Here is a 15,441-nt window from a genome sequence, read left to right on the forward strand (position 1 = left end):
GATAATCTCCCCTTTAATCAAATTTTACTAAAACTTTTAATTTAGTGCCGTCATTATTTTTTAAAACTTCAAAGGCATCAATTACTTTTTCTAATTCAAACACATCCGTTACCATATTGTCTATCTCAACTTTTCCACGAGCTACTAAATCAATTAAAGGAGGAAAATCATTTAAACTATTTCTTGAACCATATATATCTAATTCCTTTTTCAACAAGATAGAATGATTAAAGGTAGTTTCTCTTTTTCCATTACCTATCAGAACTACCTTCCCTCCAAAAGCTACATTCTCTATACAGTTTAAAAATGTTTTCGGTAATCCTGCTGCTTCAATACATACATCCATCCCATGACCATTCGTAATTTCTTTAACTCTTTCATTTACATCAGATTTAGCTACATTTACGACTCCATCTGCACCCATTTTCATAGCCTGCTCCAACCTATCCTCAAATAAATCTGTAACATATATTTCTGCTCCTTTAAGCTTAGCAGATATCATAGCAAATATACCTATTGCCCCTGCACCAAAGATTAATACTTTATCTCCCTTTTGGATATCTCCTCGGTTTATTGCATGGTAGCTTATTGAAAAGGGCTCTATTAAAGCCAGTGTTTTTGCTGAAAGCATATTACCATTGTATATTCTTTCAATAGGCATCGTTATGTACTCAGCAAAAGATCCATCTCTTTGCACTCCCATTGTCTCATTTAACTCGCAACAATTTACTTTTCCCCTTTGGCAAGAATAGCAATGTCCACAGTTAAAATAAGGGTTTGCAGTAACAATCATTCCTTTTAGTAAACCCAAATCATTTTCCTCTATCTCTATAACTTCCGCAGAAAACTCATGTCCAGGAATTCGAGGATAGCTTGCAAAAGGTTGGTTGCCTGTATATGTGGCTATGTCTGAACCACAAATGCCACAGTACTTTATTTTAAGTAGTGCTTGCCCCTTCTTACGGATAGGTATTTCTTTTTCAACCAATTCTATTACCCCAGGTTCTTTTATTTGAACTACCTTCATTGTTTTCATTATTTATCCCCCTATTTCTACTCATAAAAAAGATTTTCAATATTTTTATTTAGATCTTAACTTTTATGGTATTTGACAAATTACATTATTCTATAGGGCTATATTTTCAGTAATGCTGCTTCCCGAGCATTAGCTATATGTCCTTTTATTGTTTCTTCGATTTTCTTTTCATCTTTATTTATTAATGCCTCAATAATATCAAAATGTTCAGGTCTTGATCTATTAACTATGTCTTCTATTGCTAAAGTAGACATAACACGAATTCTATAGTCTAATTCAAATATTCTATTAGTGAATTTAATTAAGTGACTATTATTTCCGGCCTTAATTATGTATTTATGAAACTCAATATCCAAGTCAAAATACTCAGTTCCACTTGGATGACCTAAATCAAAATTTGCACTTTCAAATTTTTTCCTCAAATCAATTAAATATTCTTTTGACATATTTCTGCACCCAATCTTAGCAAAATAAGGTTCTACAATTTCTCGTACTTGAAATACTTCATGAATGTCTTGAACAGTTATCGGTGAAACAATAATGCCTTTGCGAGGATATATGGTTATAAACTTCTCTTGGCTCAAGCGTAATAACGCTTCTCTAACTGGTGTTCTGCTCATACCTAACTCATTTGAAAGCTCTGCTTCTGATATTGGGTTTCCTGGGGCTAGTTCACACTTAACTATTTTATTCTTTATCAAATTATATGCTTTCTCTTTTAATGGTAATTGCGTTTTAGTTGTTTCTATCAATGGGTTTACCTCCTACTTTTAAAAGTGTTTTATATAAATGAATTAAATGTATCAAATTCTCATCATTTTTTAAACCCTATATAACTATTATTCATAAACAAGAGTGAAGATTTATATAAAATATTATATTTAGAGTTATTAGTAAATTAAATTAACAATGCCTACAGAAAATGCCGGAACAAATGTTAACAACATCAGACAAATAAAAAGAAGTATGTAAAATGGTATTGCTTCTCTAATAAAGCTCTTAATTTTACATTTTGTTATTCCACATGTCACAAACATAAGCGTACCCATAGGTGGCGTTAAACAACCAATGGCCATGTTAAATATAAATATCATGGCGAACTGAATTTCATTTATTCCATAAGTTGTAGCTACCGGTGCTAATAAAGGTACCAATACAATCATAGCTGCATTTCCCTCGATAAACATACCAACGATAATCAAAAATAAATTAACAGCCATAAGGAATATATATTTATTTGAGATCATATTTACAATTAACTCAGTTGCTTGCTGAGGAATACGCTCTCTAGTAAGAATCCAGGCGAAAGCAGAAGCAGCGCCTACGATGAGCATAATAGAGGCAGTGCCTGTAATTGTTTCTTTAATTCCTGAAATAATATGCGAAAATTTCATCTCACGGTATACAACACCAAGTATAAGAGAATATACAATTGCAACAGATCCTGCCTCAGTTGGTGTGAAAATTCCTAAACGAATACCCCCAATAATAATAACTGGTAAAAAAAGAGGTAGTGCAGCACTTCTTAATACTGAGAGAAATTCCGCAGGTTTTACGCTTGTAGTTCGTGTCGGCATATAACCCCGCTTTTTAGAAATAATAGTTACCAATATCATCATTGAAACACATAATAGTAGTCCTGGCCCTATTCCTGCTATAAAGAGTCTCCCAATTGATACATTTGCTATTGACCCATAGATAATCATAGCAATACCTGGTGGAATTAAAGGTGTAATAATAGCTGAAGAGGCGGTAACAACGGATGAAAATTCTTTTGAAAAACCTTTCTTTTCCATCTCTGGCACCAGCATCTTTGCTTGCATGGCTGCATCTGCAAGGTTAGATCCTGACAATCCTCCCATAAGAGTGGATAATAATACATTTACTTGAGCTAAACCACCTGTCATACGTCCTGTTACTATTTCACAAAAGTCCATAACCCGCCTTGTCACGCCAGAATAATTCATAAATACACCGGCACATATAAAAAATGGGATCGCAAGAAGAGGAATACTTTCGATTCCTGCTATAAAACGTTGTGCAATAATCTGAGTTGGAATATTTGGTGTAAGAGAAAAATAAACAACGGAACCTGCTAACAATGAAGCAAAAACCGGAACCTGTAAAAATAAAAGCATTAATAGAACAATAGTACCTAAACCAACAGCACTTATATGCATTCTTCTTCCCTGCCTTCCTTATTTACTTCTATTTTGAATAGTTTCATTCCTGTCATTAAAGTGTGATTGATCATCATTAAAATGCAACCTACTGGCAAAGCACCATAAATTATTGGGTATGGCACTCTTAATATATTGGTTAGCCTTCCGGTATTGTGTAGCTGCTTAACAAGATTTGAACCATGAATTATAAAAAAATAAAGTACATACATCACCACAAAATATCCTAAAATCTCTATTGTCTTCCTCATAAAAGGTGGCATAAGATCTACTACAACATCTATAGCTACATGACTTCCGCTACGAAATGCTGCCCCCGCTCCTAAAAACACGAGCCAAATAAAACACCATATTTGAACTTCTTCTAACCAAACAAAGGGTTTATTTAAAAAGTATCGCATTATAACACCTGAAAAAGTAATACTTACAAGTACAATCAATGATATAGCAGCTAGTAGAATATCCAAATTTATTAAGTATTTCAAAATACTATGCCTCATTTTCATGTATTCGCCCCCCTATCATATATCATTCTCCCCACAGATGAACTTATCAGTGTACCTAATAGTGTTATGGAAAACATTATTATCCTATTATGTACCTGCTACTTAGCATTACGTAAATTCTTTCTTTTCTTAACAGCTTAAACTTTCCGTCGCTCATATCCTTATATTTTATTATCCGGAGGCTAGAACACCTCCGGATAAAATTAAACCTCTTGATTCATGCAAGAATTATTTAATGCTTGAATTTATTTCATATTAGCTCTAACCGTATCATAAAGTCCTGGGGACCATATAGCTGTGAACTCTGGAAGAGAGTAGAACGCCTTTGATACTTCCTGAAACTCTGATAAATCTATTTCTATAACTTCAACACCTTCAGCTTTAAATTTAGCTAAAGTATCTTCTTTAATTTTGTCTTGAAGGTTATTGTTAAATATACCAGCTTCTGTACCCGTTTCCATTAAAATTTGTTGTTGCTCAGCAGTTAAAGATTCAAAGAAAGTAACTCCACCAATCCAAGTAGTAAAGTTCTTAACATGAGCTGTTAATGTTAAATATTTAGCAACCTCATGAAATTTACCGTTATAAAGAACTGGTAGTGGATTTTCTAGGCCGTCAATCGTGCCTTGTTGTAAAGATGTATAAACTTCTCCCAATGCCATAGGTGTAGGTGTTGCTCCTAAAACTTCAAAACCTTTTACTTGAATTGTATTGTTAGGAACACGGATTTTCATCCCTTTCACATCTGCTACAGTTTTTACAGGTTTTGTTGTAAGAAGATGACGATCCCCATACATCCAATTAGAAGCCAATAGTTTTAAACCCTTTTCCTCAAGTTTATCACTTTGCTCTTGCCACCAGTCACTCTCTGTTAATTTCCAGCATTGATCCCAGTTGTCAAATATATATGGTCCAAATACTATACCGAAATCTGGAACACCACGATCTGCATAAAATGCCCCATCAGCCAATGTAATAACTGAATCACCAGCTAGCATTTGGTCAATTAAATCATTTTTAGACCCTAACTGACTAGAAGGAAATAATTCAACCTTCATACTTCCATTACTTCTTTCTTCAATAAGTCTTTTCCATTCAATCGCAGTAACGTCAATTGGTTCACCAGGGTTATTCTCATAGGCTATCTGAATCACCACTGGTTTAACTTCCGCTGGATTTGGTGCAGCTACTTCTTTTCGGCCACATCCAATTAGTAGAGTTAAAATCATTAGTGATACCAATAAAATAGAAATCGTTTTCTTCACTTTATTCTCCTCCTTTTTTATATTTCAAATGTGCATCAGCACATTTAAAAATGTCCCTAATTATAACTTAAAAACCTATCAATGCGCCGCCATCAACAATTAAAGATGTAACTATTTACAAAGTTAGCCGCTTTAGAAACGACATACATAACTACCCTTCCTATATCTTCTGGAGAACCAAAGGCTCTCATGGGCGTCCTACTAAGAATTTTTTTCTTTCATCATCACACTCTATTGCCTTTTGCATTGGTGTATCCGTCCATATGGAAGTAACTGATTTAACACGAATTCTTTCAGCCAAGACTTCAGTAGCCAAAATTTGAACCATCTCATGCATAGCTGACTTAAAAGCGGGATAGCCAGTTACATAAGGTACCCCTAGAGGTACCTTCATAGATATAAACTTTCTTATGTAATTTCGTATAAGGAATTAGCGCACTCCACGCTCACTTTAGCCTTTATTCCATTAGTAGCTCTAGATATTTTTTTAATATTTTTTCTTTGGTGGGATCAATTCATATGTATTTTAAAGATTGAGCAAGGCACGACAACAGCCTTGTCCCTAATATTAAGATATTGAGATGTTAAAAATCATTATGCACTAACAATTTTTCCGGTGATTACATGACTTAAGAGCCATGGTAAGGTCCTAGAGGTAGGGTCCAAATATGCAGAAAATTTATAGACTCTCTGATATATCACAGATATATTACAGACATGAGTTATGCAGTTCGTGTAAATAAATGTAAATAAGACTGATGTATCGTATATTATAATATACTAAAAAATATTTTTGTTTTATATGTCTTGAAATAGCAAAAAAGACTTGACTTTTTAAACCCGCCCCAATAATCAAAGTGAATGGTATTAATAGCCATTACTCTTGATGAATGGGTGATAAATATGACTCTTGGGAAACCGAAATATAGAAATTTACAACAAGGAAATGGGGGCGGAACGCCAGTTTTAAAAGCAATTTGGGATAAATTTGATTTTTCACTTCTGCTTACGCAATCGGGTATTGTAAAACGTAATGGTGTACCCACTTGGCTTATTGCTTTTGCTTATGTGGTAGGACTTATTGCTAATAAAAATTCTGTCTCACGTATTTCTGATTATGCTACTAAGGATAGCTTATTACAACCGATGTTTCGGAATCTTAAAATGGCTCAATATACCTTTAGCCGCTTTTTTACAACTGATTATAATTGGGGTTTATTTAGTTTTAAAAGAGTACAAAGACTACAACAAGAAGAAGAAACTGCATTTACTGAAGGAGATGTTATTGTACTTGATGATACAAAGGTGGCTCATGCCCATGGAAAGAAAATCCCTTTCCTTTGTTGGTTATATGATAGCTCCATTAAAATAAATATCTGGTGTATGAATATAGTTGCTACAACTGTTGTATTAAAGAACGGACTTAAATATCCATTGTTTTGGCGTATTTGGCGTAAGGTAGAAAATAGCGATGAAAAACAGACAAAAATAGATCTTTCAAAAGAAATGCTAATGGATATTCGCCGGATTTACACAGGGGTACTATGGGTTGCCATGGACCGCCGGTTTTTATGCAAAGACTTTTTAATTGGCTCACAGATCATCAATATGATTGGGTTACTAAGGCAAAACGTAATACAAACACTTTATCGAAAAGAAATTGAGAATATTACAGGCCGAGAACGCTTTATCCCTGTAAAGCCTTCAATGCTTATTAAAGAAGTTTTTTCAAACTTCTTATTAGTGGTGCTAAAGATAAAGTAAGTGCTATATCCATACCTAATATTTATATCAAGTTACCCTACCGTTTAGTTGGAAAGCAGGGTAAAGTAGTAACTAAGTATCGTTATACGCCTATTGCAAAAGCAGTTGTAGCTACAAGACTCAAAGAAGATACTGAAATGATGAAGGATGAATTTGAGAAAAACAAAGAGGTTGCGCTACATATCGTGGGGCTTACCTTTTGATTAGTAATAGGGTCGATAATCCTGAAGAAGCTTTAGATGCATATATTAAGCGTTGGAGCATTGAGGTTTTTTTTAGAACTGCAAAACAAGAACTGGGGTTGAATTCTTGCCACTCAACGTCGGAAAGTCATCATTACGCCCATATTGAGCTCATTTTTACAGCAGAAACTTTACTTGTCTATGCAAGATGGGAACTCAATAATAAAGGCGCTGAAGAAGGCTTCACCCACGGCGAAATGGTCCGAAACTTTTTCAACGCCACATACCGTATCGTTATAAAAGCACAGCAATGCTTTCAAACTATACAAGTACATTTTGACACAGAAGTTAGGCAATTTGCAAGACTTATTGATAAATTTTGGCCGAAGAATTTATTGTTAGGTTGGTTTACTGTGCAAAATTCCCAGTATATGGAGTCAATTGCATAACTCATGTTACAGATATAACTTTATATTATTTTACTAATTTTGTCAATATATTCCTAAAATTAAAAACACCTCTCTTGTTTGTTATTATGTAGCTAAAGAAATATTGAACCTTAATTGACAGCACATGTGAAAACGTTATTTTTACTTTAATTAAGAGTATAAAAAAATCATAATATTAGGTAACATAATTCTAGATTTTAACTGGATTATTATGGTAATATTTAATAGAAAGAAGGTGATTGTATGGTTATCTTAGGTATAATGATGTCTATGATAAATAAATTAGGCATTATAATAATTTTGGCAGTAATAATTTCTAAGATTGGCATATTTAAGAAGATTATCACAAAAAAAGATGTGACAATCGCTGATAAGATTATATTATCAATTGTATTTGGGGCCATAGGAATCATGGGCACTTATTCTAGTGTTCCTGTTAATGGAGCTCTTGCTAATACACGTATAGTGGGAGTGATGGTTGGTGCTTTATTAGGGGGTCCAATAGTAGGCTTGTTAGCAGGATTAATAGCAGGAGGACATCGATTTCTCATTGACATTAGGGGTTTTACAGCTTTAGCCTGTGGAATTTCCACCGTTGTAGAAGGTTTAATTGGTGGATATGCTTATTACTACATAATAAATAAAAGAAATAAATGGTATTATGCATTTTACTTTGGAATTTTTGCTGAGATTGTTCAGATGTTGATTATACTAATTATTGCAAGACCCTTTGCAAGTGCTTTAGCACTTGTAAAAATAATACTATTTCCAATGGTAATCGTAAACTCCTTAGGAATCGCAATTTTTATAGGGATAATAGAGAATATCTATTTAGAACAGGAAAAAATTGCTGCTAGTCAGGCTGAAAAAGCCTTAAAAATTGCTAATTTGACCCTGCCATTTTTGAGGAAAGGTTTAAACTTCCAAGTAGCCCAGATGGTTGTAGATATAATATATAATATTGTCGATGTAGCAGCTGTGGCAATAACCGATACTCATCAAATACTAGCTCATAAGGGCTTAGGAGAAGATCATCACCTGAGTGGAAGCAATATTTTGACACAGGTAACTCGTTCAGTAATCGACAGTAGACACTATAAAATTATATCTAAAAAGAAGGGCATAGATTGTGATGTTAAAAGCTGTCAATTGAAGTCTGCGATCGTTGTACCATTAAAGCAACAAGATATTGTAGTTGGAACTTTAAAATTATATAGACAAGAAGAAAACAGCATAACTTCTTTGGATGTGGAACTAGCTTTGGGTCTTGCACAATTATTTTCTACTCAATTGGAGCTTAGTAGACTTGATTATCAAGAAAAACTGTTGGTAGAATCAGAGTTAAAAAACCTTCAAGCCCAAATAAATCCGCATTTTCTTTTTAATGCTATTAACACTATTGTATCCTTTATCCAAATAGACAGTTCTAAAGCAAAAGCTCTTTTAATCTCTCTAGCAGATTTGTTTAGAAAGAGTCTTAAGAATCGTCAAGAACTGGTAGATTTAACAACAGAATTAGAACATATTGCCTCTTACCTAGAAATAGAGAGAGCAAGATTCGGAGATAAACTAAAAGTAAACTATCAGCTAGAGGAAGGACTAAACTGTCAGTTGCCACCCCTTATCCTTCAGCCAATAGTTGAAAATGCAGTAATTCACGGAATTTTTGGTACTATGTCAAGAAAAAGTACAAGTTAAATTAGGATTTTCTTAATATTTTCATCATTCAACATTATGTCAACTCGCTTCTTGGTATAATTTGCTTAGCTCCTTGTTATATTCAGCTTCATACTGATTTGGAGATAAATATCCACAATGGCTATGTATTCTTACTGTATTATAAAATGCTTCTATATAGTTAAAAACCAATCGATATGCATGATTATAATCTAATATCTTGAATCTATTTATCCACTCTCTTTTAATTAATGCATGGAATGATTCTATACATGCATTATCCCATGGATTAGCTTTCCTAGAATAACTATTTATAAATTTTTCTGTAGATTTTTGATATCTTTGTACATGTATATTGCACCCCGCGATCTGAATGCATAACTAATGGTTTACTTATATTCCGTGATGCCTTGGCTTTATTAATTGCTTCTATTACCCATTTTGCTTCTAGGGTAGTACTAAGCACCCAAGATATTATTTTTCTTGAATACAGGTCCATTATACTAGTTAAATATACAAACCCTTCATAGGTCCAAATATATGTAATATCAGAACACCATACTGCGTTTGGTTCGGATGGGTTAAATTCCTTATTCAATATATTAGTAAGTTCCTCACTAAAATTCGAATCTATTGTTGTAACCGTATAAGGCTTTACATATTGGGCTTTTATTCCCATTTCTCTCATATAATTACCTACTGTTTTTTCTGATATGGTTTCTCCATTTTGTTGTAATCGCCGTGTGTTATTTTAGGAGCTCCATAGTTCTGATAAGACTCATCATGTATTTGCTTAATTTGAACCTTTATATATTCTTTTCTTTTATTCATATCAGAAGGAACCCTTCTCTTAAAGGAATTATAACCACTCCTAGAAACGCCTAGTATTTTAAGCACTCCGCTAACATTAAGCCGGCGTTTTCCCTCTTCATTTAATTCATCTTCCTTTTGGGATGTTTCTATAAAGAGAGCCTCTGTTAGTTTCCCAGAATGCTGATTGCCTTTTTTAGTATTTCTAATGCATCCTGCGCATCTCTTAACTCTTTACGTAGTCTTGCATTTTCTTTAGCTTCATCACTTTGGTAATTACCAGATCCTCTCGTAGGCACCTCACCATTATTTGACTTTGATTCTTTTACCCAAGCTGATAATGCTGTTCTACTTACCCCCAAATTCTTTGCACAAACCATTAATCCTAAGTCTTTATGCTCTAAATAGTACCTAGCTGCATCCTCTTTAAATTCTTTTGTATACTGTTTACTCATGTCTATTCCTCCATCTTTCACTAATTTCATTATAACTTTATTTTTGGAATTTTCCACTTTCAACTTGTACTATTTATATTCTAGCACCATTTACCTAAAACCATTGGTGGCTCTATTACCATAAAATCTAAACAGAAATTGCAAGATATTATTTTGGAAGTCATTGATGATGGAGTGGGTATGGATTGGGAACCCTTAAATAGACTGATGGACGAGAAAAACGATAACAAATCTATTGGTATTAAAAATGTGAATAAAAGATTAGTTAATCTTTACGGTGAGGACTATTGCTTAACTGTAGACAGTAAAATAAACGAAGGGACCTGTGTACAAATTAGAATTCCATTATATACTTAGGGGGTGGTAGTATGCCTTATCAAGTAGTGATTGTTGATGACGAAATGCCAGCAAGAATGAATATTTTAAACTTAATTTCACAACACGATGATTTTGTAGTTGTCGGTGAGGCTTCAAGTGGTACAGAAGCAGTTAAGTTATGCGAAAAAGCTATGCCAGATATTGTTTTTTTAGATATACAATTACAGGACATGACTGGTTTAGATGTTGCTGCTATGTTAATCAAGCTACCATCACATCCAAAAATTGTTTTTGTAACAGCCTTTAATGAGTACGCAATAAAAGCCTTTGAATTCTCTGTAGTAGATTATTTACTGAAGCCTATAGATGAAAAAAGATTTATAATGACCATAAACAAACTTAGGAGAGAGGTAAAATACTCAAGTCAGACTACTATAGATGCAGTTCACATCCTCATAAAAAAACATTTACAACTAGAGCATTCCAAACAAAAGATTTCCTTAGAAAAGGACGGAAAGCTTTTTGTATTGTCCCCTAGGGATATTATATATATTGAAACAAGTAATCGAAATACAAAAGTAATTAGCAGCAGAGGTGACTTTATTTCATCTTTGTCTATATCAGACTGGGACGAGAGATTGCAGGAGCATGGCTTTTTTCGACCCCATCGAAGTTTTTTAATCAATTTAGACGAAATAGATGAGATCATACTATGGTTTCACAATAGCCTACAAATAAAAATGCGAGGACATAAAAATAATATTCCTATAAGCCGAAATAAACTTAAGGAGTTTAAAGAAAAGGTAGGATTAGAAAACTAAAATCATATTATTCAATATATTTGACATTTTAAACATAATAAAATACATTTTGTGCAGATATGTAAATATTTACATAATTTACTTATATAATATTCCTGAGTACTTACAATATTCAAGCATGATATCTCTAAGTGCTTACCAAATTATGGGGGGTTAAGTTATGGAATTATTTTTATTGTCTGTTGTCGCTTTAATAGTTGGCTATGTTTTTTATGGAAGATTTGTGGATAAGTCTTTTGGAACAAAAGAAGAAAGACAAACTCCTGCATTATCCATGAAGGATGATGTTGACTATGTACCAATGCCTTGGTATAAAATTTTCTTAATCCAGTTTTTAAATATAGCTGGTTTAGGTCCGATTTTCGGGGCAGTAGCAGGTGCTTTGTGGGGACCAAAGGCTTTCCTTTGGATTGTTTTAGGAAGTATATTTGCTGGTGGAGTACATGACTATTTTTCAGGAATGCTTTCCATTAGAAATAATGGTGCTTCTGTATCAGAAATCGTTGGAATATATTTAGGAAATGGTGCAAAACAGTTCATGAGGGTTTTCTCAATTGTGTTATTAGTTCTTGTTGGGACGGTTTTTATGACAGGGCCAGCAAGACTTTTGGGGAATCTAAACTTTTTAGGAATACAAAATTACCAAGTTTGGCTAGGAATTATATTAGTTTACTATTTCCTTGCTACCATCCTTCCAGTGGATAAAGTAATTGGTAAAATATATCCTATTTTTGGGGCAGTTCTTTTGATAATGGCCGTTGGTATCGGCAGTATGCTAGTTATTAGAGGATATCAAATCCCGGCGCTTGGATTAGAAAATATTCATCCTAGAAATTTACCTATATGGCCCTTGATGTTCATAACCATTGCATGTGGTGCAATCAGTGGATTCCATGCAACACAATCACCTCTTATGGCAAGATGTGTTGAAAATGAAAGATATGGTCGAAAGATTTTTTATGGTTCTATGATTGCCGAAGGAGTAATCGCCTTAATTTGGGCAGCAGCAGCCATGAGCTTTTATAACGGTACTGAGGGCTTAGCAGTAGCAAGTTCTGCAGGAGGTCCCGGAGCAGTAGTATATGAAATATCAATTGCTTTACTAGGAGGATTTGGTGGTCTACTAGCGATGCTTGGAGTAATCGTCTGCCCAATTACTTCTGGTGATACAGCATTTAGAAGTGCCCGATTAGTAATTGCAGATTTCATGAAGTCAAATCAAACACCTATATCAAAGAGATTATTATTAGCTATTCCTTTATTCGTAGTGGGCTTTAGTTTAAGCTTAATTGATTTTAATATTATTTGGAGATATTTTGCATGGTCTAATCAAACTTTAGCAACAATCATGCTATGGGCAGCCGCAGCCTACTTAGGCTACAGTAAAAAAAATCACTGGATTGCAACAATACCAGCGACCTTTATGACTGGCGTAGTCACCACATATATTCTACAAGCCCCTGAAGGCTTCAAACTTTCGACCTCAATCTCATATCCTGTTGGGCTGGGAGCAGCAGCAATTGCTTTAGGAGTATTTATGTATAAAATAAAGAGCTACTCTGGAAATAAACCTTTAGAAGCAGAAGCATAAAGGTAAGAACGTCAGCAAAAGTTATTGCAAAAAAGTTAGATTATCTATTAAGAAGTATTGAATTAAACTTAAAACCTATAAAAAAACACTAATGCGGTAGCTTTGATGTGCTACCGCATTCTTAATTTTAAGTATCCATCGCACTTTTCTGTTGCTCAATTTGTTATTGCTACATTGTAATACTCAACTCTATAAAAAATATAGCCTAATTAAATAGATTTAAACATATATCCCTAACATAAAAAGAATTACCATTCAGTAGGTGTACTCTGCATTATCTGTTGGAGGCGATGTATATCATAGCCCAACAGAATATGGTTTCTTTAGTATAACAATCTTCAGGATACAATTTATACTTATTACTTCTTATATAATATTCCTCAAAAAAACATGCAATACTGCAGACAGGAATACTAAAATTCCAATACCCCTATGAACTACTCTCCAATGTTTCTGAAATGCCCTAAATTTCTGACCTACAAGCGCAGTAATTGCCATGATAAAAATAGAATATAGCAAAACTGTTCCTGTATGTAATACATATAAACTATAGGCCTGACTTCCATGATAAACTCCCAGTAAAAGAATTATAAAACCAGTAACAGGATGGGCTTTCCTTGTAAACTGATATAATTGGCCAAGAGTTTTAGCCTTTTCCTTTCCTTCCTTTTTATACTTCTTCATATAATTATGTTTTATAGGATAAATACTTCCCATAATGAAAATAAGCCATAAGTTAATCCAACCCACTGTAGTTATCATTACAGCACCCCCAAAAAATCATTTCTCAATCCTACCTATTGCTTTAATATTTTTAAGAACTTTAGTGCCATGAGGAGAATCTCTCAAAATTTCTTCAGATAAATCTCTTCCTGCCTGAAAACCATTATGAGTTCCAGATTTCCATTTTGAAGAACTAGTCACATCATAAACTATACCATCCACCACAATATATGCATTTCTACCTTCATTACCATCATTTAGAGCTACCTCTTCCATGACCATAATAGGCAATTCCTCTATAGCAACATCTTTAGTAGTATTATTACTATCTGAAGCTTTATCAGTTTTGCAAGCAACTATAACTAATAATAAAACCATAAGTAATAATATAAAAAATAAATATCTTTTTTTCATTACCATCACCTCTTTATGATTATACTTATTTAATAGCCAAAATATCTTATGTTAAACTTTTTTCTTTGATTTACGAATGTACTGTTTCTGATTCCAAATTTATCAGATTTGTTAATTAAATATAACTATTTAAAGGTAGCGTGGTAACAAGTAGCCGTATAGCTAAGAAAATTTACAATCCTACAGTAGGAGGGGAAGAAGTAATGAGTTGCTGAAACTTTCACTTAAAAAGGGAGATATATCCCTCAATCGTACTGGTATACGTTGATGATATATCTCCCTTCACAAAATCTAGATGCTGTTTTTGGATAGCTTAACGCTCTTCGCGATAGTATGGGGTTCCTAGTGCCTTCGGTCCCTGACTCTCTCTAGAATTTTTCATAGATACAAAAACTAAAACAATTATTGTAACAAGATATGGTAACATATCAATTAAATATTGGGAAACTTGTAAGCCAGTCCCCTGTATTCTAAAGCCGATAATATCAAGACCGCCGAAAAGATATGAGCCCATTAAAGCCTTATATGGATTCCATGCAGCAAAAATTACTAAAGCAACAGCAATCCAGCCTCTACCTGCAGTTACATAATCCTGCCAAGCTGGAACATACACCAATGATAGATATGCTCCTCCAAGACCACAAAGTGCTCCACCTAATAGCACATGAACATACTTATATTTAGTTATATTAATGCTGGCTGCATCAGCAGCCCCTGGATTTTCCCCTACTGCCCTTAAATTTAAGCCAAAAGAAGTCCTATATAGATAAATACCTAATAAAATTGCAACAATATATCCTAAGTAAACAAACATATCATGTCTAAAAAATATTTGTCCTAAAAATGGGATATCTGACAGACCAGGAATTGCTACTGGCTTAAAAAAAGCTTTTATTTTATCAGGAGCAATCTGTCCTACTAATCTCTGTCCCATAAACGACGAAAAACCCGTGCCAAATATTGTAAGTGTTAAGCCGGAAACTACCTGATTAGCCCTTAATGTTATTGTAAGTAGCGCATAAATTAAAGCCCCTGCCGCTCCTGCTATCATAGCAGCAAACAAAGCTAAAAATGGATTTTGAGTTAATAATCCTACTTGAAAACCAATAACAGCACCCATTAACATCATTCCTTCAACTCCTAGGTTTAAGTGTCCAGCTTTCTCAGAAACTATGGCACCTAGAGTTGCAAACAGTAGTGGTGTTCCCGCTACAACAGCTGCCGCTAAAAAAGATATATTTAAGCCCATA

19 protein-coding genes are annotated in these 15,441 nt (G+C 33.9%); 6 read left to right on the forward strand and 13 right to left on the reverse strand.

Annotated elements, in window-relative coordinates:
- Window positions 1-13 precede the first annotated feature (13 nt).
- From HZR23_RS16335 to HZR23_RS16360, 6 genes are all read right to left on the reverse strand, one after another.
- Entirely contained in the window at window positions 14-1,036 is a 1,023-nt protein-coding gene (locus HZR23_RS16335) for a zinc-binding alcohol dehydrogenase family protein (RefSeq protein WP_243098165.1), read from the reverse strand.
- A gap of 98 nt (window positions 1,037-1,134) precedes the next feature.
- Entirely contained in the window at window positions 1,135-1,788 is a 654-nt protein-coding gene (locus HZR23_RS16340; RefSeq protein WP_132847730.1) for a GntR family transcriptional regulator, read from the reverse strand.
- A 138-nt stretch (window positions 1,789-1,926) separates the two neighbouring features.
- Complete coding sequence (locus HZR23_RS16345; protein WP_132847731.1) at window positions 1,927-3,216, reverse strand: TRAP transporter large permease; 1,290 nt, start codon at window positions 3,214-3,216, stop codon at window positions 1,927-1,929.
- Entirely contained in the window at window positions 3,207-3,722 is a 516-nt protein-coding gene (locus tag HZR23_RS16350) for a TRAP transporter small permease (protein WP_132847732.1), read from the reverse strand. Before HZR23_RS16350 ends, HZR23_RS16345 begins: the two co-directional genes overlap by 10 nt.
- 245 nt (window positions 3,723-3,967) lie before the next feature.
- Window positions 3,968-4,987: a C4-dicarboxylate TRAP transporter substrate-binding protein gene (locus HZR23_RS16355; RefSeq protein ID WP_243098166.1), complete on the reverse strand. Its 1,020-nt coding sequence runs from the start codon at window positions 4,985-4,987 to the stop codon at window positions 3,968-3,970.
- Between the two features lie 187 nt (window positions 4,988-5,174).
- Complete coding sequence (locus HZR23_RS16360; protein WP_132847733.1) at window positions 5,175-5,381, reverse strand: SDR family oxidoreductase; 207 nt, start codon at window positions 5,379-5,381, stop codon at window positions 5,175-5,177.
- Window positions 5,382-5,848: 467 nt separating this feature from the next.
- On the opposite strand from HZR23_RS16360, the gene HZR23_RS17415 reads away from it, so the two are divergent.
- From HZR23_RS17415 to HZR23_RS16370, 3 genes are all read left to right on the forward strand, one after another.
- A complete protein-coding gene (locus HZR23_RS17415; RefSeq protein ID WP_249536703.1) occupies window positions 5,849-6,751 on the forward strand; it encodes a hypothetical protein in 903 nt (300 codons plus the stop codon).
- Between the two features lie 199 nt (window positions 6,752-6,950).
- The gene (locus tag HZR23_RS17420) at window positions 6,951-7,382 is read left to right on the forward strand and encodes a transposase (RefSeq protein WP_249536704.1); all 432 of its coding nucleotides are present in this window, start codon (window positions 6,951-6,953) and stop codon (window positions 7,380-7,382) included.
- 243 nt (window positions 7,383-7,625) lie between these two features.
- Window positions 7,626-9,080: a LytS/YhcK type 5TM receptor domain-containing protein gene (locus HZR23_RS16370; protein WP_132849906.1), complete on the forward strand. Its 1,455-nt coding sequence runs from the start codon at window positions 7,626-7,628 to the stop codon at window positions 9,078-9,080.
- A 39-nt stretch (window positions 9,081-9,119) separates the two neighbouring features.
- Here HZR23_RS16370 and HZR23_RS18160 read toward each other — a convergent pair whose 3' ends face one another.
- The 4 genes from HZR23_RS18160 to HZR23_RS16380 all read right to left on the reverse strand — a co-directional run bounded on the left by HZR23_RS18160 (window position 9,120) and on the right by HZR23_RS16380 (window position 10,324).
- Entirely contained in the window at window positions 9,120-9,434 is a 315-nt protein-coding gene (locus tag HZR23_RS18160) for an integrase core domain-containing protein (protein WP_408641316.1), read from the reverse strand.
- Complete coding sequence (locus HZR23_RS17430; RefSeq protein ID WP_249536705.1) at window positions 9,367-9,747, reverse strand: DDE-type integrase/transposase/recombinase; 381 nt, start codon at window positions 9,745-9,747, stop codon at window positions 9,367-9,369. The genes HZR23_RS18160 and HZR23_RS17430 overlap by 68 nt, the downstream gene beginning before the upstream one ends.
- Before the next feature lie 8 nt (window positions 9,748-9,755).
- Window positions 9,756-9,956 (reverse strand): hypothetical protein, encoded by a 201-nt coding sequence (locus HZR23_RS17435; protein ID WP_249536706.1) that lies wholly within the window; start codon window positions 9,954-9,956, stop codon window positions 9,756-9,758.
- An 80-nt stretch (window positions 9,957-10,036) separates the two neighbouring features.
- Window positions 10,037-10,324, reverse strand: a complete 288-nt coding sequence (locus HZR23_RS16380) for a transposase (RefSeq protein WP_213050260.1) — start codon at window positions 10,322-10,324, stop codon at window positions 10,037-10,039.
- 114 nt (window positions 10,325-10,438) lie between these two features.
- Here HZR23_RS16380 and HZR23_RS16385 point away from each other — a divergent pair, with 114 nt between their 5' ends.
- The 3 genes from HZR23_RS16385 to HZR23_RS16395 all read left to right on the forward strand — a co-directional run bounded on the left by HZR23_RS16385 (window position 10,439) and on the right by HZR23_RS16395 (window position 13,054).
- A complete protein-coding gene (locus HZR23_RS16385) occupies window positions 10,439-10,681 on the forward strand; it encodes a sensor histidine kinase (protein ID WP_330615958.1) in 243 nt (80 codons plus the stop codon).
- An 11-nt stretch (window positions 10,682-10,692) separates the two neighbouring features.
- Window positions 10,693-11,463 (forward strand): LytR/AlgR family response regulator transcription factor, encoded by a 771-nt coding sequence (locus tag HZR23_RS16390; RefSeq protein WP_132849753.1) that lies wholly within the window; start codon window positions 10,693-10,695, stop codon window positions 11,461-11,463.
- A gap of 160 nt (window positions 11,464-11,623) precedes the next feature.
- Window positions 11,624-13,054, forward strand: coding sequence for a carbon starvation CstA family protein (locus tag HZR23_RS16395; protein ID WP_132849752.1), 1,431 nt, complete (start codon window positions 11,624-11,626; stop codon window positions 13,052-13,054).
- A gap of 366 nt (window positions 13,055-13,420) precedes the next feature.
- Here HZR23_RS16395 and HZR23_RS16400 read toward each other — a convergent pair whose 3' ends face one another.
- From HZR23_RS16400 to HZR23_RS16410, 3 genes are all read right to left on the reverse strand, one after another.
- Entirely contained in the window at window positions 13,421-13,738 is a 318-nt protein-coding gene (locus HZR23_RS16400) for a hypothetical protein (RefSeq protein ID WP_213050288.1), read from the reverse strand.
- A gap of 96 nt (window positions 13,739-13,834) precedes the next feature.
- Window positions 13,835-14,191, reverse strand: a complete 357-nt coding sequence (locus HZR23_RS16405; RefSeq protein WP_207667944.1) for a cytochrome b5 domain-containing protein — start codon at window positions 14,189-14,191, stop codon at window positions 13,835-13,837.
- Window positions 14,192-14,504: 313 nt separating this feature from the next.
- The gene (locus tag HZR23_RS16410; protein ID WP_132849750.1) at window positions 14,505-15,440 is read right to left on the reverse strand and encodes an ABC transporter permease; all 936 of its coding nucleotides are present in this window, start codon (window positions 15,438-15,440) and stop codon (window positions 14,505-14,507) included.
- Window position 15,441: the final 1 nt, after the last annotated feature.

It is taken from the genome of Serpentinicella alkaliphila, from assembly GCF_018141405.1.
GTDB lineage: Bacteria > Bacillota > Clostridia > Peptostreptococcales > Natronincolaceae > Serpentinicella > Serpentinicella alkaliphila.

Bases quoted from the DNA above. Each gene is read 5' to 3' on its own strand.
- HZR23_RS16335 (WP_243098165.1), bottom strand. From the start codon at position 1,036: ATGAAAACAATGAAGGTAGTTCAAATAAAAGAACCTGGGGTAATAGAA.
- HZR23_RS16345 (WP_132847731.1), bottom strand. From the start codon at position 3,216: ATGCATATAAGTGCTGTTGGTTTAGGTACTATTGTTCTATTAATGCTT.
- HZR23_RS16350 (WP_132847732.1), bottom strand. From the start codon at position 3,722: ATGAAAATGAGGCATAGTATTTTGAAATACTTAATAAATTTGGATATT.
- HZR23_RS16360 (WP_132847733.1), bottom strand. From the start codon at position 5,381: ATGAAGGTACCTCTAGGGGTACCTTATGTAACTGGCTATCCCGCTTTT.
- HZR23_RS17415 (WP_249536703.1), top strand. From the start codon at position 5,849: ATGGTATTAATAGCCATTACTCTTGATGAATGGGTGATAAATATGACT.
- HZR23_RS16370 (WP_132849906.1), top strand. From the start codon at position 7,626: ATGGTTATCTTAGGTATAATGATGTCTATGATAAATAAATTAGGCATT.
- HZR23_RS17430 (WP_249536705.1), bottom strand. From the start codon at position 9,747: ATGAGAGAAATGGGAATAAAAGCCCAATATGTAAAGCCTTATACGGTT.
- HZR23_RS16380 (WP_213050260.1), bottom strand. From the start codon at position 10,324: ATGAGTAAACAGTATACAAAAGAATTTAAAGAGGATGCAGCTAGGTAC.
- HZR23_RS16390 (WP_132849753.1), top strand. From the start codon at position 10,693: ATGCCTTATCAAGTAGTGATTGTTGATGACGAAATGCCAGCAAGAATG.
- HZR23_RS16395 (WP_132849752.1), top strand. From the start codon at position 11,624: ATGGAATTATTTTTATTGTCTGTTGTCGCTTTAATAGTTGGCTATGTT.
- HZR23_RS16400 (WP_213050288.1), bottom strand. From the start codon at position 13,738: ATGAAGAAGTATAAAAAGGAAGGAAAGGAAAAGGCTAAAACTCTTGGC.
- HZR23_RS16405 (WP_207667944.1), bottom strand. From the start codon at position 14,191: ATGAAAAAAAGATATTTATTTTTTATATTATTACTTATGGTTTTATTA.
- HZR23_RS16410 (WP_132849750.1), bottom strand. From the start codon at position 15,440: ATGGGCTTAAATATATCTTTTTTAGCGGCAGCTGTTGTAGCGGGAACA.